Here is a 21977-nt window from a genome sequence, read left to right as displayed (position 1 = left end):
CTCCACCGCATGCCGGATCTGCCGGGCCTCACCCTGGCCGGTTGCTTCGGCTGTCGTCTCGGCCCGCCTGGGAGTGTCAATGTTCCGCGATTTCAGAATGTCGTTTTTGGTCACAGCGATCTGCCTGGGCCTGGCTGCCTGGTGGGGTCATACCTCCTCGATGGGTATCTGGCAGGCGCTGTGGCTGTGCCTGGTGCTGAGCGTGCTGGAGGTGTCGTTGTCGTTCGACAACGCGGTGGTCAACGCTGGCGTGCTCAAGCACATGAACGCGTTCTGGCAGAAGCTGTTCCTCACCGTCGGCATCCTGATCGCGGTGTTCGGCATGCGCCTGGTGTTTCCGATCGTGATCGTGTCGGTGGCCACCGGCATGGGCCTGGTGCCGGTGATGCAGATGGCGCTGAAGGAGCCGGACCGCTACAGCCAGGTGCTGACCGACAACTACCCGTCCATTGCCGCCTTCGGTGGCATGTTCCTGTTGCTGGTATTCCTGAACTTCCTGTTCGACCAGGAGCGCAAGCTGCACTGGCTCGGCCCGGTGGAACGGCTGGTCGGCAAGCTGGGCAAGGCCGATGCGATGTCGGTGATCGTGGCGGTGACGGTGCTGCTGTGCACCAAGCTGTTCCTGCCCAATGCCATTTTTCAGAGCGTGCTGTTCGCCGGCCTGGGCGGCATCCTGCTGTACCTGCTGGTCGGCAGCGTGGATGCCTTGTTCGAGTCCGAAGAGAGCGAAGACGGCATGGGCCCGGCCAAGCGCTCGGGCATTGCTGCCTTCCTGTACCTGGAAGTGCTGGACGCCTCGTTCTCGTTCGACGGGGTGATCGGCGCGTTCGCGATCACCCGCGATGTGGTCATCATCATGCTGGGCCTGGCGATCGGTGCGATGTTCGTGCGTTCGATGACGGTCTATCTGGTGCACAAGGGCACGCTGGACGAGTTCGTGTTCCTGGAGCACGGCGCCCATTACGCCATCGGCGTGCTGGCGATCATCATGCTGGTCGGCACCGTGTACCACGTGCCGGAAGTGCTGACCGGCCTGATCGGCGTGGCCTTCATCGCCGCCTCGGTGTGGTCGTCGATCCGCTACCGCAAGCGCCACCACATCGGCCCGACCGAGATCTGAGGCCGCGCAAGGCGTCACGCCATCCACTCAGCGCCTTTGTGGCCATCTGTGGCTTGGCTGCAGGGCCCTTGCCCGCCCACCACCGCGGGACACGCCGCAAGTACGTCCATGTAGGCTCTTACGCGGCATCCCTGCCGCGTAAGGTCCCGCGACGGTGGGCGGGCAAGGACCAGTCGAGATGGTCGGTGTGCACGGTAGGAGCCGTGCTTGATGCGCGTTGTTCGATCATGACGCGCCGGCTCAGCGTCCGATGCGCAATGCGCTACAGCAGCTTTCACGCGACCACCGACCAGCAGTCTGGTGCGGTGTCCTCGCCGATTGCGGGACCGTGTGGCGGCATGGATGCCGCCACCGAGCCCCCAGGGACGGGTTCACGGCGTGCCCCGCGAGCGGTGAGGGCGCCGCGCCCTCGACCCGACGTCGGCAGCGGCGAGTTCCTCCCACTGCCGGGCCGGGGAGTCGCCCCAGGTGTGCGGTGCCGCCTGAGGCAGTCACGGCCAACCGTGACCGGCTTCAGTCTCGATGGGTGTCGCAGCCAACCCAACCGGACCCAACTGATCGACAGAATTACCGGTTTGGGCCTTGACTGCGCAGTCCAATTGGACGGGTTCGCAGCCCCGCGCCGACCGTTCGTCAGACAGTGCTTTGTGCTGTAAGGGTTTTCGGGATTTTCCTACATTTGGTGTTGACCCCTCCGGGGGACCCCACTATCTTGGGGGAGTCGGTGGTTGGTCGCCCCAAGGCGTCCGGACCAGTGAGAGCATGATTTGCAGCAGGTTGCCAATCAAACGCCTCTCCGCGGCGGCAGCAACGAACGATCACAGCCATCCGGGCGTCGCCTGGAGCGGGCGGCGTGGTCTCGTTGCGCCGCGGTTGTTTCGCCACCGACCACTGCGCGACAGCACACCGCGCGGTGGCGGCCGTGGAATCTCCGGTAAGGAGATGGCTGGTGAAGGCGATGCCGCCGCAGACCGTGGGTCTTGCGTGCTGGTCGTCGCGCACCGCCATCGCTGTCCAGGGAATCCGGATCCGGCCGCAACCCGTCCCCAGCCGGGTTCGTGTGCCTACGCATGGAGGACGCATGACCACCAACGACACCCTTGCCGCGATCGCCGCCGGTACCGCAACACCCACCAGCGTTCCCGCCAGTGTCAGCGCGCCCGGTTGCGGCGCGCCGGAATTGACCGACCCGTCGGACATCGTGCCGCCTCCCCGCCAAGCCATTGCAATGCACGCACAGACCATCGAAGAACAAGCCGTCGCCACCTGGATCACCAAGGAAGCCGGCAACCGTCGGATTCCGTTCGAGCCGGAGCGCCTGGAGCGCGCCATCGACCAGATCCATGCCGAATTCCCGCAGCTGGACGTGGCCGACTACAAGCGCTCGGTGTTTGGCTTCGTCGACCGCAAGGACAGCGTCAACGCTGACGATCTGGTCGACCACCTGATCCGCGAGGCCGAGGCCCGCGTCGATCTGACCACCCCGGAGTGGGAGCACTTTGCCGCGCGCCTGTACCTGCGCCGCCTGTACAAGCGCGCCAGCCGCAACCGTTTCTACGACGCCAGCCAGAAGTACGGCTCGTTCGTCGGCCTGCAGGAGAGCCTGGCCGACCGCAATGTCTATTCCAACGACATCCTGCGCCGCTACTCCAAGGACGAGCTGATCGAAGCCGGCAAGATGATCGAGCCTGAGCGCGACAAGCTGTTCGCCTACAACGGCCTGTACCTGCTGGCCACGCGTTACCTGGCCACCGACAACTCGCGCGGCGTGTTCGAGCTGCCGCAGGAGCGTTGGCTGACCATCGCGCTGTACCTGATGCAGGACGAGATCGGCAACGGCAAGGGCAGCCGCGAGCGCCGCATGCAGTTGGTCGGCGAGGCCTACTGGGCGCTGTCCAACCTGTACATGACCGTGGCCACCCCGACCCTGGCCAATGCCGGCAAGGTCGGCGGCCAGCTGTCGAGCTGCTTCATCGACACCGTCGACGACAGCCTGCAGGGCATCTACGACTCCAATACCGACGTGGCGCGCGTGTCCAAGCACGGCGGCGGCGTGGGCGCGTATCTGGGCTATGTGCGTTCGTCCGGTTCGGCGATCCGCGGCGTGTCCAATTCCTCCGGCGGCGTGGTGCCGTGGATCAAGCAGCTCAACAACACTGCGGTGTCGGTGGATCAGCTGGGCCAGCGCAAGGGCGCCATCGCGGTCTACCTGGACATCTTCCACCGCGACATCGAGGCGTTCCTGGATCTGCGCCTGAACAACGGCGACCAGCGTCTGCGTGCGCACGACGTGTTCACCTCGGTGTGCATCCCCGACCTGTTCATGGAAGCGGTCGAGCGTCGCGGCGACTGGTATCTGTTCGATCCGCACGAAGTGAAGCGGATCAAGGGCTGGTACCTGCAGGACTTCTACGACGAGAAAAAGGGCGACGCCAACAGCAGCTTCCGTCGCAAGTACGAGGAAGTGGTCGCCGACGAGCGCATCACCCGCAAGACGGTCAAGGCGATCGAGATCTTCAAGCGGATCATGGTCAGCCAGCTGGAAACCGGCAACCCGTTCATGTTCTATCGCGATGAAGTCAATCGCAAGAACCCGAACAAGCACGAGGGCATGGTCTATTCGTCCAACCTGTGCACCGAAATCCTGCAGAACATGAGCCCGACGCGGATGATGCAGGAGATCATCAGCGGCAATCAGATCGTCACCACCAAGAAGGCCGGCGACTTCGTCGTGTGCAACCTGTCCTCGATCAACCTGGGCCGTGCGATCACCGTGCAGGCAGACCAGGCCGATCTGCTGGGCGCCGACGTGCTGGAGCGCTTGATCCCGATCCAGGTGCGCATGCTCGACAACGTGATCGATCTGAACCAGTTGCCGGTGCCGCAGGCCACCATCACCAACCAGAAGTACCGCGCCATCGGCCTGGGCACCTTCGGCTGGCACCATCTGCTGGCGCAGAAGTCCATCCACTGGAATGCCAAGGAAGCCGAGGACTACAGCGACGAGCTGTACGAGCGCATCAACTATCTGACCGTCCAGGCGAGCATGGAGCTGGCCAAGGAAAAGGGCACCTACAGCGTGTTCCGTGGCAGCGACTGGCACACCGGCGAGTACTTCCGTGCGCGTGACTACAACAGCCCGCAGTGGCTGGAGCTGTCCGCGCAGGTGGCCGTCAACGGCGTGCGCAATGCCTGGATGCTGGCAGTTGCGCCGAACATGAGCACCGCGCAGATCGCCGGTTCCACCGCCTCGATCGACCCGATCTACAGCGCGTTCTACTACGAAGAAAAGAAGGACTTCCGTCGTCCGGTCGCCGCTCCGGGCCTGTCGCTGGAAACCTGGCCGTACTACGAAAAGGGCGCCTACAAGGTCGACCAGTTCGCCAGCGTGCGCCAGAACGCGCGTCGCCAGCGGCACGTCGACCAGTCGATCAGCTTCAACTTCTACGTGCCCAGCACCATCCGTGCGAGCACCTTGCTGGACCTGCACATGACCGCCTGGCGCGAAGGCCTGAAGACCACGTACTACGTGCGCTCCAACGACATCGACATCAGCGAATGCGAGTGGTGTTCGAGCTAAAGCGCATGCAGTAGCTAAGCGCATTCGCGCTTCGCTTCCACGGTTCGCGTTGCGAACCGTGGACCCTGCTTCACCAGCTCCCACACCCCCGCGCCCTCGGCGCGCCTCCTGACTCAGGGGGCTTTCCTCCAGATTGATTTGTTGCGCCGCCGTACGCGCGACGCCTGAAACACGAGTAGAAACCCATGTCCGCAACATCGCTTGAGCGCATCAAGATCCTGGAGCCGCGTCACCCGAACCGCTCCACCGCCATCATCAATGGCCAGACGTCCGGCATCCTCAACTGGAACGACATCCCGTACCCGTCCTTCTATCGGGCTTACAAGGAGCTGTCGACCAACTTCTGGATCCCCGACGAAGTGGACATGAAGGGCGACGCGCGCCAGTACAACGAGCTGTCGGCGCGCGAAAAGAACGCCTACGACTCGATCATCGGCCTGCTGGCCACGCTGGATTCGCCGCAGACGCGCTTCATCTACAACGTCGCCGAATACATCACCGACCCGGCCGCGCATGCCAATGCCGCGATCATCGGCCAGCAGGAAGTGATCCATAACGAGAGCTACAGCTACGTGCTGGCCTCGATCACCGGCCTGGCCGATCAGAACCGCGTGTTCGAGATCGCGCGCACGCATCCGACCATCATCAAGCGCAATGCGCCGATCATGGGCGCCTACGAAGACTTCATGCGCGACAAGACGGCCGAAACGCTGATCCGCGCGTTGATCCAGTCCTCGATCCTGGAAGGCATCAACTTCTATTCCGGCTTTGCGTATTTCTACAATCTGGTCCGCCAGAACCGCATGACCGGCACCGGCAAGATCATCAGCTTCATCAACCGCGACGAGCTGGCCCACTCCAAGTTCATCAGCGAGCTGATTCGCGCCATCATCGGCGAGAACCAGGCGCTGCAGGGCGACCAGCTCACCGATTACGTGCACAAGGCCTTCGAGCACGCGATCGACCTGGAAACCCAGTGGACCGCCGAAGTGCTGGACGGCATCGACGGCATCGACGTCGACGAGATGATCCGCTACGTGAAGTACCGCGCCAACAAGATGGCCGGCATGCTCGGCATCGAGAAGCTGTACGAAGGCGCCAACGACAACGTGATGCCGTGGATCAAGGCCTACGCAGACAACTTCACCGAAACCAAGACCGACTTCTTCGAAATGCGCAATGCCTCGTACAAGAAGACCAACTCGGATAACGGCTTCGACGATCTGTGAGTAATAGGGAATAGGGAATCGGGAATGGCAAAAGCAGACAACACCGCGCTCTTCCGATTCCCCATTCTCCATTCCCAATTCCCCGCCCCATGAACATCCTGCTCGCACTGGCCTCGTTGAGCGGCAACACGCGCGATGTCGCGCGCAGTGTTGCACTGCGCTGCGAAGTGGCCGGGCATGCGGTGACCTGGGTGGAAACCGATGTGCAGACGCTGGCGCAGGTGCCGCATGCGCCGGGGCAGTACGAACTGTTTCTGCTCGGTAGCTGGACCGACAACGGCGGCCGTACGCCGGCAGAGATGAAACGCTTCATCGTCGAGTTGGTCGAGACGCTGGGCAAGCCGCCGCGGGTGGCGGTGTTCGGCACCGGCGAAACGCAATGGGGCGAGGACTATTTTTGCGGCGCGGTGCATCGCATCGCCCAGTTCTTCGCCAGCCCGTTTCCACGTTTGACCATCGAACAGATGCCCCACGGCCAGCGCGACGCGCAGGCCATCGCCGCCTGGACCGACGAGGTCCTGGCCCAATGCAAGAACGATCCCCATGATGCAGACCATTACCGTCACGTCGCCTGAGCACTACACCGCCGCCCTGGCCGCGCATCCGCGCTTGCTGGTCGACTACTACAAGGACAATTGCCCGGGCTGCAAGATGCTCGACATGTCGCTGACCAAGTTCGCCGCGAGCGAGGACGCCGCGGGCGTCGCACTGCTCAAGGTGAAGTTGGAAGTGGTTGGCGAGGAGTTTTTCCGCAGTCTGGGCCTGCGGCAGACGCCGACGTTGGCCTTGTTCAAGGACGGCGCGGAAGTGACACGTCTCCCCGGTTTCCAGTCGCCGGCGCAGGTCGAAGCGGCGGTCCGTAGCGGGCTGTGAGCGCGCCGGAAGTCCATCGCAACCGCGCAGGCTTCCGGCAATGAACGCCACCGTCACCATCGTCGCCTGGAGCTTCCTGCTGGCGGGGCTGGGGTTGTTGACCGGTGCGGCGCTGTTGCCCGATCAGGCGCGCTGGATCCTGTTGCTGCTGGGTGTGGCGTTCGGCGGCGTGGGGGGCGGCATCCTCGGTTATCGCGTCTGGCATGCGCGGCGTGCTGCGTGGTTGCGCCGGCATGGCACGGTGGTGGAAGCCCGCTTCGTGTGCGTCGAACGCAATGCGTCCTTGCAGGTCAACGGCGTGCACCCGTTCCGTATCCTTGCCCATCGCCAAGACCGCACGCACAACACCCTGACTGAGTATCGCAGCGACAACCTGTGGATCGATCCGCAGCCGTTTCTGGTCGACGGGCAACCGCTGCGGGTCCTGGTCGATCCACGACGCCCGGCGCGCTACCACATGGACCTGAGCTTCCTGCCAACGCTGCGCAGCTGATCTGGCTGGCTTTCCTTCCTTCTTCCGGTACCGCCTTCATGAGCAGCTCCACCACCGTTGCACCGACCGAGGCCCGCATGGCCGAGATCGTGTTCCCCAACCACACCAACCACATGGGCACGCTGTTCGGTGGGCAGGCGCTGGCGTGGATGGACAAGGCCGCCTTCCTGGCCGCCTCGCGCTATGCACGCCGTGCGGTGGTGACCGCGCGCTCGGACCAGGTGGATTTCAAGCTGCCGATCCGCCAGGGCCAGATGGTGGAAACCATCGCGCGGGTGGTCTCGGTGGGGCGCAGCTCGATCAAGGTGGAAGTGGAACTGATCGCCGAAGACCTGCTCAGCGGCGCACGCGAGCTGTGCACCCGAGGCCACTTCGTCATGATCGCGCTCGGCGACGACGGCAAGCCGACCACGGTGCCGCCGCTGCCCGCGGTCAGCAGCTGACGGCGCTTATTCCTCGACCTCGCGGTCCTCGCGCTTGGTTTCCGCCATCGCCTCGGGCTCCAGCTCTTCGGCGCTGCGATTGAGTTTGACGAATACGCCCCAGGCGATCAGCAACAGCGCCGCGCACAGGCCCACCGCCGCCGCATACGGCAGCTTGGCCGGGTCGTCGTGCATCAGCTCGAAGATCGACACCAGTGTCTCGATCGCCAGCGCAATCACGATCACCACGAAGAACCGCGACAGATAGCGGCGCACGCGCGTGGGGCCGCTGACCTTGACGTCGCGCAGGATCTCTTCCTCGAAGATGGTCTGGCCCAGCTCCAGCGTCACCAGCGCCACGGTGAGCAGGCCGATCGCCTCCAGCACCACGTTGAAGCGGTCGCGCACCACCATGTCGCCGCCGGGGGTAAAGCCATGCCACAGCTCCAGCCCGGCCATCGCCACCAAACCTGCCGCGCACAGCACGAAGAACGCCAGGATCACGAAATGACCGGCACGGAACAGGTGGCTGAGCAGTTTCATCGGCGGCGACACAGGCGAGGGGACGCAGAGCATCGTGTGCACCGCGTCGTTGCAGCGCGAAGGCAATGGCAATGCCCATGCCCATGTCGGCGGTGGCGCGTTGCGGCAGATGTCGCCTTGCAGTGGTCGTGCGTTGACACTGCAACGCACGCGCCCGATCGAAGCAGGCATCAGGAACCGGCTTCTTTCCGAAGACCGCTTCAACGATCAGCGCCCAAGGGGCGCCAATCAGCTGCAACAAGCGTGGAGGTGCCAGAGAGACGGACGGCGCTACACGAGAAGCCGTCTTGCTCCAGGTCGCAGCCCTTCCCCCGCCGGGAAAGGTGCCCGAAGGGCGGATGGGGGGTACGGTCGACACGCACTCCTGCCGCACCCCGCACCCCAACACCCTCAGCTATGCCGCAACACCTGATACGCCTGCAGATGCACATTCGCCGCCATCAGCAGCGGCGCGTTGCGCCCTGTCTCGCGCACCCGCTTCAACATGTCGCCGACGATCTGCGCCGCTTCCACGTCCTGGCCGGTTTCCAGATCGCGCAGCATCGAGGCCTTCAGCGGCGAATCCACCTGCAACAAGGTCTGCAGCGCCTTGGCGCGGGCAGCTTCCGGGATCGGCTGCCCGGCCGCATCGGCGGCCCACAGGCATTCGTTGTACAGGCCGTTGATCAACGCGCGGCCGTCGTCGGTGGCGACGATCGCCCCGACCGGTGCACGCATCAGGCAGGTCGCAGCGGCCAGCGCGGTGAGGAAGCTGTACTTGATCCACTGCTCCTGCGCGATCTGCTCGCTGGCCACATGATCGATGCCGGCCTGCGCGCAGGCCGCCGCAAGCGCCTGCACCCGTGCCGATGCGGCGCGGCCATCGCGCTCGCCGAAGGTCATCGCCGCCGGCTTGCCCAGGTGCAGGATCTCACCGTGCTCGCCCTTGGTCGCGCTGATGAAGCATAACCCACCCAGCACCCGCGCCGCACCGAAACGCTCGTCCAGCGTCGCGTAATGGCGCAGGCCGTTGAGGATCGGCAGCACCGTCGCGTGCTCGCCCACCGCCGGCGCAATCGCCTCGATCGCGCTATCCAGGTCGTAGGCCTTGCAGCTGAGGATCACCAGATCGAACGGCCGCTGCGCCACCAGGGCCGGCAGGTCCTGCGCGGTGACATGCGCTACCGGCAGATCCGCATCGCCCAACGGGCTGCGGATGCGCAGGCCATCGGCCTGCAGTTGCGCGGCCCGCGCAGCGCGTACCAGAAAGGTCACATCGACCCCGGCCTGTGCCAGGCGTCCGCCGAAATAACCGCCGGTGCCGCCGGCACCGAGGATGAGGATACGCATCGCCATCGTCATCAGCTCCGCAGACCCACGCCACGGCGCAGCAGCCACAGCGCCAGCGCGCTGAGCACCGCGACAAAGCCCAGCATCAGCGCGTAGGCGACCCAGATCGGCACGTCCGAGCTGCCGAGCAGGCCGTAGCGGAACGCGTTGACCATGTAGAAGATCGGGTTGGCGTGGGTGGCCGCTTCGGCCCACGGCGGCAGCAGCTTCACCGAATAGAACACGCCTCCCAGATAGGTCAGCGGGGTCAGGATGAAGGTCGGCACGATCGCCACGTCGTCGAACTTCTTGGCGTACACCGCATTGACGAAGCCGGCCAGCGAGAAGATGGTCGCGCCCAGCAGCACCGTGGTCAGCGTGACCAGCGGATGCGGGATGCGCACCGGGGTGAAGAACATCGCGATGATCAGCACCAACGCGCCGACCATCACCCCGCGCAGCACCGCGCCGGAGACGTAGCCCCACAGGATCACCCAGTTGGGCATCGGGCTGACCAGCAGCTCCTCCACATGCCGGCCGAACTTGGCGCCGAAGAAGCTGGAGGAGATGTTGCCGTAGCTGTTCTGGATCACGCTCATCATCACCAGGCCCGGCACGATGAACTGCATGTACGAGTAGCCGCCCATGTCGCCCACGCGCGAGCCGATCAGCCCGCCGAAGATCAAGAAGTACAGCGTCATGGTGATGGCCGGCGGCACCAGGGTCTGGCCCCAGATGCGCAGGATGCGCTGCACTTCGCGGCGCACGATGGTGCCCAGCGCAGTCCAGTTGCGGCGCGCGTTGGTGGGTTCGGTCACGGTGCGGATCTCGTTCATGGCTGGCCTCCGCTGCGCGGCTGCGCGGGCGGTGTGCCGTTGGGGGCGACGGGCGTGGGGGCGGTGGCCGGTACCGGGGCGTCACCAGTCAGGCGCACGAACAGCTCTTCCAGGCGATTGCTCTTGGTGCGCATCGAGCGCACCCGGATGCCGGCGCTGCCGAGCGTGGCGAACACGCGGTTGAGGTCCATCGCGCGCGGCATGTCCAGGTCCAGCGTGTGGCCATCGATGGCGGTGAGCGTGGTGCCTTCGATCACCGGCAGTTCGGCCGGCAGGACACCGTCGATATCGAACAGGAAGCCTTCCACGTCCAGCTTGGCCAGCAGTTCGCGCATCGGCCCCTGGGTGACAATCTGGCCGTGGTTGATGATGGCCAGGTTGCGGCACAGGTGCTCGGCTTCTTCCAGGTAATGCGTGGTCAGGATGATGGTGGTGCCGGCGGCGTTGATCTCCTTGAGCACGCGCCACATGTCGCGGCGGATCTCGATGTCCACGCCGGCGGTGGGCTCGTCCAGGATCAGCAGCCGCGGCTGGGTCATCATGGCGCGGGCGATCATCAGCCGGCGCTTCATGCCGCCGGACAGCGTGCGGCTCATCACCTGGGCCTTTTCCCACAGGTGCGAGCGGCGCAGCTCGGCTTCGGCCAGCGCGGCGGCCTGCTCGCGCGGCATGCCGTAGAAGCCGGCGTAATTGACCAGGATATCGAAGGGTTTTTCGAACAGGTTGAAGTTGACCTCCTGCGGGACCAGGCCGATCAGGCGCATCGCATCGCTGCGTTGGCCGACCAGGTCGGTGCCGAACACTTCCACCTGGCCGGCGGACAGGTTCACCAGCGAGCTGATGATGCCGATCAGGGTGGATTTGCCGGCGCCATTGGGGCCGAGCAGGGCGAAGAAATCGCCTGGCGCCACGTCCAGCGAGACGCCCTTGAGCGCCTGGGTGCCGTTGTCGTAGGTCTTGCGCAGATCGCACACACGCAACGCGGGTGCGGTGATCGGAGATGGAGAATTCAAGATATTCCTTCGCGTCAGCGTGACGGCGCAGCGAGTTGCAGGCCGTTATTATAGAAGCCCGCGGGGGCAAGCCCCGATCACAGACTGTCCCAAATACGTTCGTGCCCGTTCAATTCCCCCTCAAGCTTGTCGACCGGCGCATGATTGCGCCCACCGTGGCCCACTGCCAGTTCCTGCGTGACGACGGGCAGCCGCTGGATTTCCAGCCCGGGCAGTTCATCCAGATCCATTTCGATGCCGCCGACGGCACGCCGACCAAGCGCAGCTATTCGCTGGCGACCATCCACGACCATGCGCTCGGACCGGGCGAGGCGGTGGATATCGCGGTGAGCTTCGTGCCCGGCGGCTCGGCCACCGCGCTGTTCGAAGGCCTGCAGATCGGCGACCAGTTGCAGGCCAGCGGGCCCTACGGGCGCTTCTGCCTGCCGCCGGGCAACCACAACCGGCGTTATGTGCTGATCGCCACCGGCACCGGCGTCACCCCGTACCGCTCGATGCTGCCGCTGCTGGCCGAGGCGATCGCCACCCGTGGCGTGCAGGTGCTGCTGCTGCAGGGCGCGCGCACGCCGGCCGAGCTGTTGTACGGCGACGACTTCCGCGCGTTTGCCGATGCGCATCCGCAGTTCCGCTATGTGCCGTGTTTTTCGCGCGAGCTGCCCGAGCAGCCGCATGCCGATGTACGCCAGGGTTACGTGCAGCAGCAGCTGGCCGAATGCGCGCCCGACGCGCAGGGCGATATCGCCTACCTGTGCGGCAACCCGGACATGGTGGACAGCTGCATCGAGGCGTTGAAGGCAGCCGGCCTGCCGAACGCGCAGATCCGCCGCGAGAAATACGTCAGCCCGGCTCCGGCGAAAACCTGAGCCAGTCGCACGGTGCCGGGCTGGCTTGCTCGGTACCCGCCGATCGCGCCCGGTACGCGGTTCCCGACGCGTTCAAGGCCGCTCGACAGCATCGCGATGCTGTCCTGGCCATCCCTCCCGCCCACTGTGCGCTGCTGCAGTCGCATCCTGTGCTCCGGCGCGTGGTGCAACTGGAGCCACTGCTGCTCGGGCTGGCATTCTCGCTGACCGCTTCCGCGCTCACTACTGCAGGGCGCCGAATGCAGCGCGCCGCCGAATCGTCAGGCCGCAGCCCGCGTCGCTGGCGGGCGCTGCAGCTCGACGGTGATGTGCACCAGTTCTTCGTGGATCTGCAGGGCAGCGCGGACCAGGTCCGCATCGATGTCGGCCGCCGTGACCAGACTGACGACGCAGGCATAACGATCACTGCCCACGCGCCAGACATGCAGGTCGCCGATGTCGATGGCGTGCGGCAGCTCGGCGATGACCTGCTTCACTTCTTCCACCACCGGCGCATCCATTTCCGCATCCAGCAGCACGCGGCCGGTACTGCGCAACAGCCCCCACGCCCACACGGTGACCAGCACCGCGCCGAGCATGCCCATGATCGGATCCAGCCAGGTCACGCCCCAGTACATGCCGGCGAGCAGCGCGACGATCGCCAGGACCGAGGTCGCCGCGTCGGCCACCACGTGCAGATACGCGGCACGCAGGTTGAGATCGGCATGCCCATCGTGGTGATGACCATGACCATGACCGTCATGCGCGTGGTCGTGGTGATGACCATGCGCGTGGCCGTGCGAGTCGCGTAACCACCAGGCGCAGATCAGGTTGACCAGCAGGCCGATGACGGCGATGACGGTGGCTTCCTGGTACTGGATGGGCTTGGGCGAGAACAGCCGTTCCAGCGACTGGAATGCCATCAAGCCGGCCACGCCCAACAGCAGGATGGCGCTGGTATAGCCGCCCAGCACTTCGACCTTCCAGGTGCCGAAGCTGAAACGCAGGTCGTTGGCATTGCGCCGCGCGAAACGGTAGGCGAACAGTGCCAGCCCCAGCGCCAGTGCGTGCGAGCTCATATGCCAGCCATCGGCGAGCAGGGCCATGGAATTGAGCGTCCAGCCGCCGACGATCTCCACCAGCATCATGACCACGGTCAGGATGACGGCCTTGCGGGTGCTGCGCTCGGCAAGCGGGTTGGCGCTGGCGAATGTGTGCGACTGCGCGCAGTGCGGTGCGGCGTGCGTGATCGACATCGGAAGGGGCTCTGGCTACGATACCCCCCTAGGGTATCTCAGGTACCCCCGGGGGGTATACGGCAATGGCACATCTGAATCAGGACAAATCCAAACTGCTCGCCCGCGTGCGCAGGATCCGCGGGCAAGTGGAGGGGCTGGAGAAAGCCCTGGCGCAGGACGTGGACTGCACCGCGTTGCTGACGCAGGTGGCGGCGTTTCGTGGCGCTGCGCAGGGCCTGATGGTCGAGCTGCTCAGCGAGCACTTGAAACACCACGTCGCGGCACCGGAGGCGCTGGGCGAGCGCGAACTGGCGGTCGACGACATCACCGCCATTCTCAAGACCTATCTCAAGTAAGAGCGGTCATCAAAACGACTGCGCTCACCGTCAGATAGGCGCGGCCGGTGCTTGGAATGGGCGTGTACCACTCGTGCACTGCGGCTCCTGCGCGCTACGTTTTGTTTGCAGCTTCAAGTCCTGCACATCGGGTCCAAGCGATCCCGCCGATTCGATTTCAACCTTGTGCGCTGCGCGGGCTGAGCGACGGCCCAGCGCGCTGGACCTTGATGATGTCGTGCCTGCAGTGTCCTGCGGCGATGCGCACGACGTGCCGCAACGCACGCGTGACGCATCCGATGTCGCGAACGATGCACGGTCGGGACATCGCGCCGAACTGCGCGCATCGCTGCGCGCACGCAATCCACCCGCAACGCCTCGCCTGATTGCAGGCGCAATGGCGTGCCGGGCGCTCAGCGCGCCGATGGCTCCAGCGTCATCAGCACCACATCGTTGCTGCGCATCGGCACGCGGATCTCCACCACGCCATCGGCGCCGACGCGCACGCGCCGGTCCTGCTCGGGCGTGTCGCGCGTGGCTTGCTGCAACTGCGCCAGCTGCCGCGGCGCCAGGTCCTTGGGCATGCCCATGTCGATGTACAGCGACAGCGGATCGTTGCGCCGGTAGCCGGTCTTGCGCACCTGCAGCCTGTAGTTGCCGGCCGGCACGTGCGCCAGGCGGAAGACCAGCGCTGCGCTGTCGGTGCTCGGCACCTGTTTGGTATAGAACGGGGTATTGCTCACCGCCTGCACCGGCTGCTGCCAATCCCAGGCCAGCGCGGCGATGCGCTGGCCATCCACCGCCGCAAATGCGTGCGCATCGCGCAGCGGAATATCGCGGCCCTTGAGCGCGTTCAAGTACTTGTAGGCAAACCACGCCGGCTTGCGGATGCCCTCGCGATTCATCAGCCCGAAGCCGCCGTGGAAGGGCGTGGGCGGCGGACCGGGTTCTTCGAACAGGTCGGTGTAGGTCCAGTAGCTCATGCCCTGCACCAGGCCTTGCACCTGCTTGAGCTTGGTCAGGATGTAGGGCGCGTTGATGTAGCTGTCGTGGACGAAATCGCGCGGCGTATAGCTGCTGCTCCACTCGGTGAAGTACAGCGGCAGATCCGGAAATGGCGAGGCCTGGATCTGCGCACGCACGCGGCGCACGTCGCCGACGATGGCATCCGGCGATGCCGACAGCTTGACGTCCTGCTTGCCATCTTCATCGAGAAAGCCGCCCTCCACGCCATAGGTATGCGTGGTGACGAAGTCGATCGGCAGTTTGTGCTTGGCAACGAAGGCCAGCAGTTCCGGCACCCAGTCCGCACCGGCGGTGGAGGGGCCACCGACGCGCAGCTGCGGATCGATCGCCTTGATCGTGCGCGCGGTGTTCGCATACAGATCGAAGTAAGCCTGCTGGTCGGCGTTCTCCCAGAAATCCTTGAGGTTGGGCTCGTTCCACACCTCGAAATACCACTGCCGCACCTCGTCGGCACCGTAGCGCGCACGGATGTGGCGCACGTACGCATCGATCAGCTGCGTCCACTTGGCCGGGTCCGGATGCGAGGTGTTGCCCTTCCAGTAGAAGAGCGTCTGTTCGGAGGTCTTCATCGCGGCGGGCGTAAAGCCCAATTCCACGAACGGACGGATGCGCTTGGCCAGCAGCGCATCGTAGAGCTGATCCAGTTTGGTCCAGTCGTAGACGAGCGTGCCGTCGACGTCTTTCACCGTGCCGAGCACGTCATGGAACACGTCGTGGAAGCGGATATAGCGAAACCCCAGCTCCTGCACCGCCGGAACCAGTTGCGCCTGGCTGTCGCTGCGGATCAAGGTGCCGGGAAAGTCCGAGCCGATCGACAGGTCGTAGAACCGGTCGACCGGCCCGGCGGCGCTGGCCAGATCCAGCTCGATCGTGCGAGGCGCCGCCTCCTGCGCCATGGCAGAGCTCGCCATGCAGCCGCTCAGTGCAATTGCCAACCAGATCTTCAGACGCATCACCGCTCCCGCCAATGTTCGATCGCGGAGCGTAACCCAGCTCCGGCCCAGTGCTGCGGACGGGCGTGCTTGGTCTTCCTGCTGCCAGCGTTGCGTGGCGATGGGCAGGGATTGCACGCGGTCGAGTGTGTAAAGGGTGCTTGACAGCCGGCCGCGCCCGGCGCATCGTGCCTGTCAAGTTGACTTGACAGGCGAAGGGAATGCGTCAGCAGCATCGGCAATGGGAGTGCATACCGGCGTGGTCGGCGCAGCGGTCGCTGCGCAGCGATACCGGGATGGAGGGCACTGACCTGCCAGTGCGTCCATCGGACCGCGCGAGGCAACGCGCATGACCCGCTGCAGACGCAATGCGCTACTGGCGCTCTGCCTGGGAGCCGGCCTGCTCGCCGTCAGCGCGCTCGGTCGTTGGCAACTGCTGCCGCTGAGTGCCCACCTTGCCGGGCTCTGTGCCGGCGCGGGCGTGTCCTGCCTGGTGCTGTCGCTGCTGCTCTTGCTGTCGCGCGGCAGCCTGCGCGACAGCACACGGCCGGCATTGGCGCGGCGCTATTACCGCGAATTCGGCGTGCCGATGGGCTTGTATGTGGTGGTGATGCTGTTCTGGAGATATTTGCTTGCGCATGTGGATCCGAGCTGGGCACGCGTGCTGATCGCCTTGTTGCCGGCCGTGCTGGTCGCCCTGGTGATCCGCGCGGTGGCGCGCTACGTGCGCGACTCGGACGAAATGCAGCGGCGCATCGAATTGGAGTCGATCGCCATTGCCGCCGGCCTGGTCAGCGGCGCGTACATGACCGGCGGGTTCCTGCAGGCCGCCGAGCTGATCGACATCCCCGCGACGGTGGCGATGTTGTGGGTATTTCCGATGTTGTGCGCCATCTACGGCATCACCAAAAGCATCAATGCCCGACGGTTCGAATGAATAGCCGGGTGCGCGAATTGCGCGAGGCCAGCGGCTGGTCACAGGGCGAGTTGGGCGAACGCCTGGGCGTATCGCGGCAGACCATCAATGCGCTGGAAACCGGCAAGTACGATCCCAGTCTGCCGTTGGCATTTCGCATCGCGCGTCTGTTCGGGGAATCGATCGAGCACGTCTTTCTTTACGAAGACGGGCAGTAGCCGCGCCGGTCACACCCGACCGGATGCGGCGTCAGGGGACAGGAACTATCAGGAGAGATGGTGAACATGGTGAAGCAACCCACACTGGTGGCGGCGCTGCTGATCGCATTGCTGGCAACCGGATGCCAGCCTGCGGACCAGCCGGCTAAAAACACGGCTGCCACGACCAAGACGGGCGCAGCCACGCCCGGCCTCGCGCAGCCGCAGACCGGCACCGCCGCAGGCAATCGTTACGGCACGCTGCAATTTGCACCGTGCACGCTGAGTTCCGGCAGCGCGGCCGGCAATATCGAGGCGCAATGCGCCAGCCTGCGCGTGCCGGAAAACCCGGCCGCGCCGACCGGGCGCAGCATCGATCTGAAGATCGCCTGGCTGGAAAGCGAGGCCGGCGCCGGCAGCACACCGGATCCGGTGTTCTTCATTGCCGGCGGGCCGGGACAATCGGCCACCCAGGTCGCCGCGATCGTGGACATGGGGCTGCATGAAGTCCGCAAGCGGCGCGACATCTTCCTGGTCGACCAGCGCGGCACCGGCGGTTCGCATCCGCTTGCGTGCCGCGATGCCGCCGGCAAGCCGCTCGTACTGGAAAACAGCAGCGCCGCCACCGCCGAGCAATTGACCGATTACGCACGCCAATGTGCACAAGGGCTACGCAACGATGCCGATCCGCGCTATTTCACCACCAGCGAGGCGATTGGCGATCTGGATGCGGTGCGCGCCGCACTGGGCGTGCAGACGCTCAACCTGATTGGCGGCTCCTACGGTACCCGGGTCGCACAGCACTATGCGGCGCGCTATCCGCAACACACACGCACGCTGGTGATCGATGGCGTGGCGCCGAACGATCTGGTGATCGGCGGCGAGTTCGCGCGCACGTTCGAAGATGCGATCGCGTTGCAGGCCACCCAATGCCGCAAGGACGCGGCATGCGCCAAACGCTTTCCGGTGGACACGCGCACGCAGCTACGGCAGGTGGTGGAGCGCTTGCGTCAGGCGCCGGTGGCGGTGGATTACCGCGACCCGCGCACCGGTGAGCTGCACCACGAGCAGGTGACGGCCGATACCGTGGTCGGCCTGGCGTTCGGGTTTTCGTATGTGCCGCAAACCGCCTCGTTGTTGCCGCTGGTGCTGGACGAGGCGGCGGCAGGGCGTTACGCCTCGCTGATGGCGTTGGCGCAGATGAGCGCCTCGGACATGTCCGACCAGATGAATCGCCCGATGCAATGGTCGGTGCTGTGCAGCGAAGACGCCGGCCGCTACACGCCGCCATCCGGCAAGGACGACACCTTGCTGGGAGCGGAAGTGGCGCAGATGTTCTTTGCGCCCTGCAAGGCCTGGCCGACCAAGCCGACCCCGGCTGCCGACGCCGCACCGTTCAAATCCAAACTGCCGGTGTTGTTGCTGTCGGGCGAGCTGGACCCGGTGACGCCGCCGCGCTATGCCGAGCGTGTGCTGCAGGGCCTGCCCAATGGCCGTCACCTGGTGGCGCCGGGGCAGGGCCACGGGGTGTTTCGACTGGGCTGCATGCCCAAGGTGCTGGGCCAGTTCCTGCAGACCGCCAATGCCAAGGCACTGGATGCGCAGTGCGTGGCCAGCCTCAACAATGTGCCCGCGTTTACCTCGTTCAACGGATGGGAACCATGAGCCGCACCGACCACGCCACGGAGGCGCACGCATGATCGTCGTCGACAAGCTGCACAAGTCGTTCAAGACCAAGACCGGGCTGGTGAAGGCGGTCGATGGGGTCAGTTTCAGTGCTGCCGATGGCCAGATCACCGGCCTGCTCGGTCCCAATGGCGCCGGCAAGACCACCACCTTGCGCATGCTCTACACGCTGATGTCGCCCGACCAGGGCAGCGTTACCGTGGATGGCGTGGATGCCGCCCGCGACCCGGTGACGGTGCGCCGCGCGCTGGGCGTGTTGCCGGATGCGCGCGGCGTCTACAAGCGGCTGACCGCGCGCGAGAACATCGCCTACTTCGGTGAGCTGCATGGCCTGTCGCGTGCGCGGATCGCCGAGCGCACGCGCCTGCTGTCGGCCGCGCTGGACATGGACGACATTCTCGACCGTCAGACCGAAGGCTTCAGCCAGGGCCAGCGCACCAAGACCGCGATTGCGCGCGCGCTGGTGCACGACCCGCGCAACGTCATCCTCGACGAGCCCACCAACGGGCTGGATGTGATGACCACGCGCGCCATGCGTGGCTTCCTGCAGCAACTGCGTGCCGAGGGGCGTTGCGTGATCTTTTCCAGCCACATCATGCAGGAGGTGGCGGCGCTGTGCGATCGCATCGTCATCGTCGCCAAGGGCACGGTGGTGGCCTGCGGCAGCGCCGACGAACTGCGCGCCAGCACCGGCGAAGACAATCTGGAAGACGCCTTCGTCAAGGCGATCGGCTCGGACGAGGGACTGCACGCATGAGCACCACATCGTTGTTGTCCACGCTATGGACGGTGCTGCGCAAGGAGTTGCGCGACATCGGCCGCGATCGCCGCACGCTCGCACTGGCCTTGCTGCTGTCGCCATTGCTGTATCCGGTGCTGATCCTGGGCATGGGCGCATTGAGCGAAAGCCGCGTGCGTACGCAGATCGACAAGCCATTGGAGATCCCCATGCTCGGCCGCGAGAACGCGCCCAATCTGGTGCGGTTCCTGGCCGCGCAGGGCCTCAATGCGGTCGATGCGCCGGCCGATCTGACCGCCGCGATCCGCAATCAGGATGTGGATGTGGCACTGCGCATCAGCGACAGCTACGCCGACGATTGGCGCGCCGGGCGCCCGGCCCTGGTGGAGGTCATCAAGGACAGCACGCGGCGCGAGGCCGACGTGCCGAGCCTGCGCCTGCAGGCTGCGCTCGGCAGCTATAGCCAGCAGGTGGGTGCACTGCGCCTGCTGGCGCGCGGTATCGATGCGCAGGTGGGCAGGCCGCTGGAAATCGCCGCGCAGGATCTGGCCACTGCCGACGCCAAGCGCGGGCAGATGATGGCGATGCTGCTGCCGGTGCTGCTGGTGATCACCTCGTTCCTGGGTGGCGCCTCGCTGATCCTGGATGCCACCGCCGGCGAGCGCGAACGCCAGTCGCTGGAACCCTTGCTGGCCACCCCGGCGCCGCGCAGCGCGATCGTCAGCGGCAAGATCGCCGCCGCCTGCGTGATCGGCATGGTGTCGCTGTTGCTGACTTTGCTGGCCTTCAAGTTGAGTGCGCAGCTGTCCACCTCGAACCTGGGCCGCCAGCTCAACGTCGGCTTCGTGCCGATGCTGCAGATGCTGTTCATCCTGGTGCCGATGCTGTTCATCGGCACCTCGCTGCTGACCTATCTGGCCGCCGCCGCCAAGAGCATGAAGGAAGCGCAGGCGCATATGACCTGGCTGTTGCTGCTGCCGATGCTGCCGGGCTATGCGCTGATGGCGTATCCGCTGAAGACGCAGCTATGGCATTTCGCGGTGCCGTTTCTGGCGCAGAACCAGATGCTGCTCAAGGTGATTCGCCACGAGCAGATCAACGCGCAGACCTGGGCGGTGTATCTGCTGGCGGGCTTCGGCGTGGCCGCGGTGCTGTGGTACGCGGCAGTGCGGCGCTATCACCAGGAGCGGCTGGCGATTTCCGGCTGATGTTCCTTCTCCCCCTCGGGAAAAGGTGCCCGCAGGGCGGATGAGGGTACGGGTCACCAGCAAACAAAAAGCCCGCATCGCTGCGGGCTTTTTGTTTGGTGCCCGACATTCGCCGGGAGTGCAGTGCATCGATCATCGGCAGCCATTGGCCATCAGCCAGCAATCAACAAACGATCGACCAATCAAGCGATCAACGACCAAGCAATCAAGCAACCAAGCAATCAATCAAGCAACCAGCAGACTCACTCACTCAGCCGCATGCAGATGCACTCGATCGCCCAACGCACCAATCAACCGCCGGGGTTGAACGACAGCGTGCGCCGCGTGGTCACCGGTGCGGCCACCGGTTCGAAGCGCCAGCGTTTGACCGCATTGAGCGCTTCGCGGTCGAACACGCGCGGCGGGGTGGCGCGCAGCACGCGCGAGGCGGTGATCGAGCCGTCGGTGCCGACGGTGATCTCCACCAGCACTTCGCCGGAGGTGCCGGCGCGCAGCGCTTCGGGCGGGTAACGCGGTGCCGGGGTGCTGATCGGGCGTAGCGACTGCGCGGCCGGTGCAGCTGCGGCAGTCGCCGGGGCCGGGCGCGGGGCGGCCGGGGTCGGAGCAGGCGTCGGGGTCTCGGCCTGACGGCGCGCCGCAGCCTGGCGTTCGGCTTCTGCGCTCTGCTGGCGGGCGGCTTCCTGTTGCGCGGCGATCTGCTGCGCAGCGGCCGCCTCGCGGGTCTGCTGCTCGGCCAGACGCTTCTGCTCGGCCGCCTGCTTGGCCTTGTCTTCGACCAGCTTCTTGGCCTGCTCGGCATCCTGCTCGGAGCGGCTGGCGGCGGTCTTCATGCCGGTCTCCAGGCCGCTCTTCAGGCGCGGCAGTGCCGGTGCCTTGGGGTCGACCTTTTCGATCAACGCGATCAGGCGCTGCGCTTCGGGGAATTCTTCGCGGCTGATGCCCTGTTCGGCGGCGATCAGCGTGTACGGCAGCAGGTCGGTCAGCGCGCTGTTGACGGTGGCGTCCTGCGGCTGCTTTTCACGCAAGGCCAGGTAGTACTCCACCGCGTTGTCGCCGGCCGGGGCATACATGCGATTGTCCTGCAAGGCCTTGGTGGCCGATGCGCGCAACTGGTCGGCGGCCATCGATTGCACCTGCGGCGACACTGCGGTGGCCGGCGTCGGCGCGGCGGCCGGTGCCGCAGGCGTGGCGCCGGTGGCAGGCGCGGTGGCGGCGGCCTTGTCGTCCTGCTTGGAGCAGGCGGCCAGGCCGACCAACAAAATGACCGGCGCGATCCGGCGTGCCATACGGCCCTGTGTCAGATCCAACATGCGTCCCCCTTACCCCGATTGCGAAAGATGCTGCGGCGAGGCCGGCCATTGTTCCCGCAATGGACGGCAAAGCGGCAATCTAGCATTGCTGGGGCGGTCTAAGCCAAGGGGGGCGCCTGCCGGGCGCGAAA

At 65.5% G+C, this 21977-nt stretch carries 21 protein-coding genes; 14 read left to right on the top strand and 7 right to left on the bottom strand.

Annotated elements, in window-relative coordinates; all coding sequences use genetic code 11:
* Nucleotides 1-79: 79 nt before the first annotated feature.
* The 7 genes from ABQ137_RS19055 to ABQ137_RS19025 all read left to right on the top strand — a co-directional run bounded on the left by ABQ137_RS19055 (nt 80) and on the right by ABQ137_RS19025 (nt 7738).
* A complete protein-coding gene (locus ABQ137_RS19055; RefSeq protein ID WP_039524674.1) occupies nt 80-1120 on the top strand; it encodes a DUF475 domain-containing protein in 1041 nt (346 codons plus the stop codon).
* A gap of 1081 nt (nt 1121-2201) precedes the next feature.
* On the top strand, nt 2202-4700 hold the full coding sequence (locus ABQ137_RS19050; protein ID WP_102582119.1) for a ribonucleoside-diphosphate reductase subunit alpha: 2499 nt from the start codon (nt 2202-2204) through the stop codon (nt 4698-4700).
* Between the two features lie 185 nt (nt 4701-4885).
* A complete protein-coding gene (locus ABQ137_RS19045) occupies nt 4886-5929 on the top strand; it encodes a ribonucleotide-diphosphate reductase subunit beta (RefSeq protein WP_046345022.1) in 1044 nt (347 codons plus the stop codon).
* A gap of 89 nt (nt 5930-6018) precedes the next feature.
* Nucleotides 6019-6504: a flavodoxin gene (locus ABQ137_RS19040; RefSeq protein ID WP_046345020.1), complete on the top strand. Its 486-nt coding sequence runs from the start codon at nt 6019-6021 to the stop codon at nt 6502-6504.
* Nucleotides 6476-6802 (top strand): thioredoxin family protein, encoded by a 327-nt coding sequence (locus ABQ137_RS19035; protein ID WP_024940689.1) that lies wholly within the window; start codon nt 6476-6478, stop codon nt 6800-6802. Before ABQ137_RS19040 ends, ABQ137_RS19035 begins: the two co-directional genes overlap by 29 nt.
* A 40-nt stretch (nt 6803-6842) precedes the next feature.
* On the top strand, nt 6843-7295 hold the full coding sequence (locus tag ABQ137_RS19030) for a hypothetical protein (RefSeq protein ID WP_167764360.1): 453 nt from the start codon (nt 6843-6845) through the stop codon (nt 7293-7295).
* Between the two features lie 38 nt (nt 7296-7333).
* On the top strand, nt 7334-7738 hold the full coding sequence (locus ABQ137_RS19025; protein WP_054591206.1) for an acyl-CoA thioesterase: 405 nt from the start codon (nt 7334-7336) through the stop codon (nt 7736-7738).
* A 6-nt stretch (nt 7739-7744) separates the two neighbouring features.
* Here ABQ137_RS19025 and ABQ137_RS19020 read toward each other — a convergent pair whose 3' ends face one another.
* The 4 genes from ABQ137_RS19020 to ABQ137_RS19005 all read right to left on the bottom strand — a co-directional run bounded on the left by ABQ137_RS19020 (nt 7745) and on the right by ABQ137_RS19005 (nt 11417).
* Nucleotides 7745-8260, bottom strand: a complete 516-nt coding sequence (locus ABQ137_RS19020) for a hypothetical protein (RefSeq protein WP_016903647.1) — start codon at nt 8258-8260, stop codon at nt 7745-7747.
* Between the two features lie 390 nt (nt 8261-8650).
* Nucleotides 8651-9595, bottom strand: a complete 945-nt coding sequence (gene panE / locus ABQ137_RS19015) for a 2-dehydropantoate 2-reductase (RefSeq protein ID WP_349783366.1) — start codon at nt 9593-9595, stop codon at nt 8651-8653.
* Nucleotides 9596-9600: 5 nt separating this feature from the next.
* Nucleotides 9601-10404 (bottom strand): ABC transporter permease, encoded by an 804-nt coding sequence (locus ABQ137_RS19010; protein WP_046345017.1) that lies wholly within the window; start codon nt 10402-10404, stop codon nt 9601-9603.
* Entirely contained in the window at nt 10401-11417 is a 1017-nt protein-coding gene (locus tag ABQ137_RS19005; RefSeq protein ID WP_024940739.1) for an ABC transporter ATP-binding protein, read from the bottom strand. The genes ABQ137_RS19010 and ABQ137_RS19005 overlap by 4 nt, the downstream gene beginning before the upstream one ends.
* A 35-nt stretch (nt 11418-11452) precedes the next feature.
* Here ABQ137_RS19005 and ABQ137_RS19000 point away from each other — a divergent pair, with 35 nt between their 5' ends.
* A complete protein-coding gene (locus ABQ137_RS19000) occupies nt 11453-12280 on the top strand; it encodes a ferredoxin--NADP reductase (RefSeq protein WP_349783365.1) in 828 nt (275 codons plus the stop codon).
* Between the two features lie 260 nt (nt 12281-12540).
* Here ABQ137_RS19000 and dmeF read toward each other — a convergent pair whose 3' ends face one another.
* Nucleotides 12541-13515, bottom strand: a complete 975-nt coding sequence (dmeF, locus tag ABQ137_RS18995; RefSeq protein WP_349783364.1) for a CDF family Co(II)/Ni(II) efflux transporter DmeF — start codon at nt 13513-13515, stop codon at nt 12541-12543.
* 65 nt (nt 13516-13580) lie between these two features.
* Here dmeF and ABQ137_RS18990 point away from each other — a divergent pair, with 65 nt between their 5' ends.
* Nucleotides 13581-13853 carry a metal/formaldehyde-sensitive transcriptional repressor gene (locus ABQ137_RS18990; protein ID WP_039514053.1) on the top strand — a complete coding sequence of 91 codons (273 nt, stop codon included), beginning with the start codon at nt 13581-13583 and terminating at the stop codon, nt 13851-13853.
* Between the two features lie 392 nt (nt 13854-14245).
* Here the strand turns inward: ABQ137_RS18990 and ABQ137_RS18985 are convergent, their stop codons facing one another.
* Nucleotides 14246-15811, bottom strand: coding sequence for a GH39 family glycosyl hydrolase (locus ABQ137_RS18985; RefSeq protein ID WP_184434865.1), 1566 nt, complete (start codon nt 15809-15811; stop codon nt 14246-14248).
* 328 nt (nt 15812-16139) lie between these two features.
* Between ABQ137_RS18985 and ABQ137_RS18980 the strand changes: the two genes are divergently transcribed.
* Genes ABQ137_RS18980 through ABQ137_RS18960 form a run of 5 tightly spaced genes read left to right on the top strand, consistent with a single transcriptional unit; the run spans nt 16140 to nt 20536 of the window.
* Nucleotides 16140-16727: a hypothetical protein gene (locus ABQ137_RS18980; protein ID WP_167710015.1), complete on the top strand. Its 588-nt coding sequence runs from the start codon at nt 16140-16142 to the stop codon at nt 16725-16727.
* Nucleotides 16724-16924, top strand: coding sequence for a helix-turn-helix transcriptional regulator (locus ABQ137_RS18975; protein ID WP_016903655.1), 201 nt, complete (start codon nt 16724-16726; stop codon nt 16922-16924). Before ABQ137_RS18980 ends, ABQ137_RS18975 begins: the two co-directional genes overlap by 4 nt.
* A gap of 60 nt (nt 16925-16984) precedes the next feature.
* A complete protein-coding gene (locus ABQ137_RS18970) occupies nt 16985-18568 on the top strand; it encodes an alpha/beta hydrolase (RefSeq protein ID WP_349783363.1) in 1584 nt (527 codons plus the stop codon).
* Nucleotides 18569-18599: 31 nt separating this feature from the next.
* On the top strand, nt 18600-19346 hold the full coding sequence (locus tag ABQ137_RS18965) for an ABC transporter ATP-binding protein (protein WP_024940732.1): 747 nt from the start codon (nt 18600-18602) through the stop codon (nt 19344-19346).
* Nucleotides 19343-20536, top strand: coding sequence for an ABC transporter permease (locus ABQ137_RS18960; RefSeq protein WP_047127582.1), 1194 nt, complete (start codon nt 19343-19345; stop codon nt 20534-20536). The genes ABQ137_RS18965 and ABQ137_RS18960 overlap by 4 nt, the downstream gene beginning before the upstream one ends.
* A 290-nt stretch (nt 20537-20826) precedes the next feature.
* Here ABQ137_RS18960 and ABQ137_RS18955 read toward each other — a convergent pair whose 3' ends face one another.
* Nucleotides 20827-21846, bottom strand: coding sequence for an energy transducer TonB (locus ABQ137_RS18955; protein ID WP_047127581.1), 1020 nt, complete (start codon nt 21844-21846; stop codon nt 20827-20829).
* Between the last annotated feature and the right edge of the window lie 131 nt (nt 21847-21977).

Origin of the sequence: Xanthomonas sp. WHRI 8393 (assembly GCF_040203315.1) — a bacterium.
Classification (GTDB): Bacteria; Pseudomonadota; Gammaproteobacteria; order Xanthomonadales; family Xanthomonadaceae; genus Xanthomonas; species Xanthomonas arboricola.
This window is presented reverse-complemented; position numbering and strand designations above follow the sequence as displayed.

Excerpts from the sequence above, each read along its gene's own strand:
- ABQ137_RS19035 (WP_024940689.1), top strand. The coding sequence starts at position 6,476 with ATGCAGACCATTACCGTCACGTCGCCTGAGCACTACACCGCCGCCCTG.
- ABQ137_RS19050 (WP_102582119.1), top strand. The coding sequence starts at position 2,202 with ATGACCACCAACGACACCCTTGCCGCGATCGCCGCCGGTACCGCAACA.
- panE (WP_349783366.1), bottom strand. The coding sequence starts at position 9,595 with ATGGCGATGCGTATCCTCATCCTCGGTGCCGGCGGCACCGGCGGTTAT.
- ABQ137_RS19010 (WP_046345017.1), bottom strand. The coding sequence starts at position 10,404 with ATGAACGAGATCCGCACCGTGACCGAACCCACCAACGCGCGCCGCAAC.
- ABQ137_RS19025 (WP_054591206.1), top strand. The coding sequence starts at position 7,334 with ATGAGCAGCTCCACCACCGTTGCACCGACCGAGGCCCGCATGGCCGAG.
- dmeF (WP_349783364.1), bottom strand. The coding sequence starts at position 13,515 with ATGTCGATCACGCACGCCGCACCGCACTGCGCGCAGTCGCACACATTC.
- ABQ137_RS18960 (WP_047127582.1), top strand. The coding sequence starts at position 19,343 with ATGAGCACCACATCGTTGTTGTCCACGCTATGGACGGTGCTGCGCAAG.
- ABQ137_RS18990 (WP_039514053.1), top strand. The coding sequence starts at position 13,581 with ATGGCACATCTGAATCAGGACAAATCCAAACTGCTCGCCCGCGTGCGC.
- ABQ137_RS18985 (WP_184434865.1), bottom strand. The coding sequence starts at position 15,811 with ATGCGTCTGAAGATCTGGTTGGCAATTGCACTGAGCGGCTGCATGGCG.
- ABQ137_RS19040 (WP_046345020.1), top strand. The coding sequence starts at position 6,019 with ATGAACATCCTGCTCGCACTGGCCTCGTTGAGCGGCAACACGCGCGAT.
- ABQ137_RS18980 (WP_167710015.1), top strand. The coding sequence starts at position 16,140 with ATGACCCGCTGCAGACGCAATGCGCTACTGGCGCTCTGCCTGGGAGCC.
- ABQ137_RS19020 (WP_016903647.1), bottom strand. The coding sequence starts at position 8,260 with ATGAAACTGCTCAGCCACCTGTTCCGTGCCGGTCATTTCGTGATCCTG.
- ABQ137_RS18965 (WP_024940732.1), top strand. The coding sequence starts at position 18,600 with ATGATCGTCGTCGACAAGCTGCACAAGTCGTTCAAGACCAAGACCGGG.
- ABQ137_RS19030 (WP_167764360.1), top strand. The coding sequence starts at position 6,843 with ATGAACGCCACCGTCACCATCGTCGCCTGGAGCTTCCTGCTGGCGGGG.
- ABQ137_RS18975 (WP_016903655.1), top strand. The coding sequence starts at position 16,724 with ATGAATAGCCGGGTGCGCGAATTGCGCGAGGCCAGCGGCTGGTCACAG.
- ABQ137_RS19055 (WP_039524674.1), top strand. The coding sequence starts at position 80 with ATGTTCCGCGATTTCAGAATGTCGTTTTTGGTCACAGCGATCTGCCTG.
- ABQ137_RS18955 (WP_047127581.1), bottom strand. The coding sequence starts at position 21,846 with ATGTTGGATCTGACACAGGGCCGTATGGCACGCCGGATCGCGCCGGTC.
- ABQ137_RS19045 (WP_046345022.1), top strand. The coding sequence starts at position 4,886 with ATGTCCGCAACATCGCTTGAGCGCATCAAGATCCTGGAGCCGCGTCAC.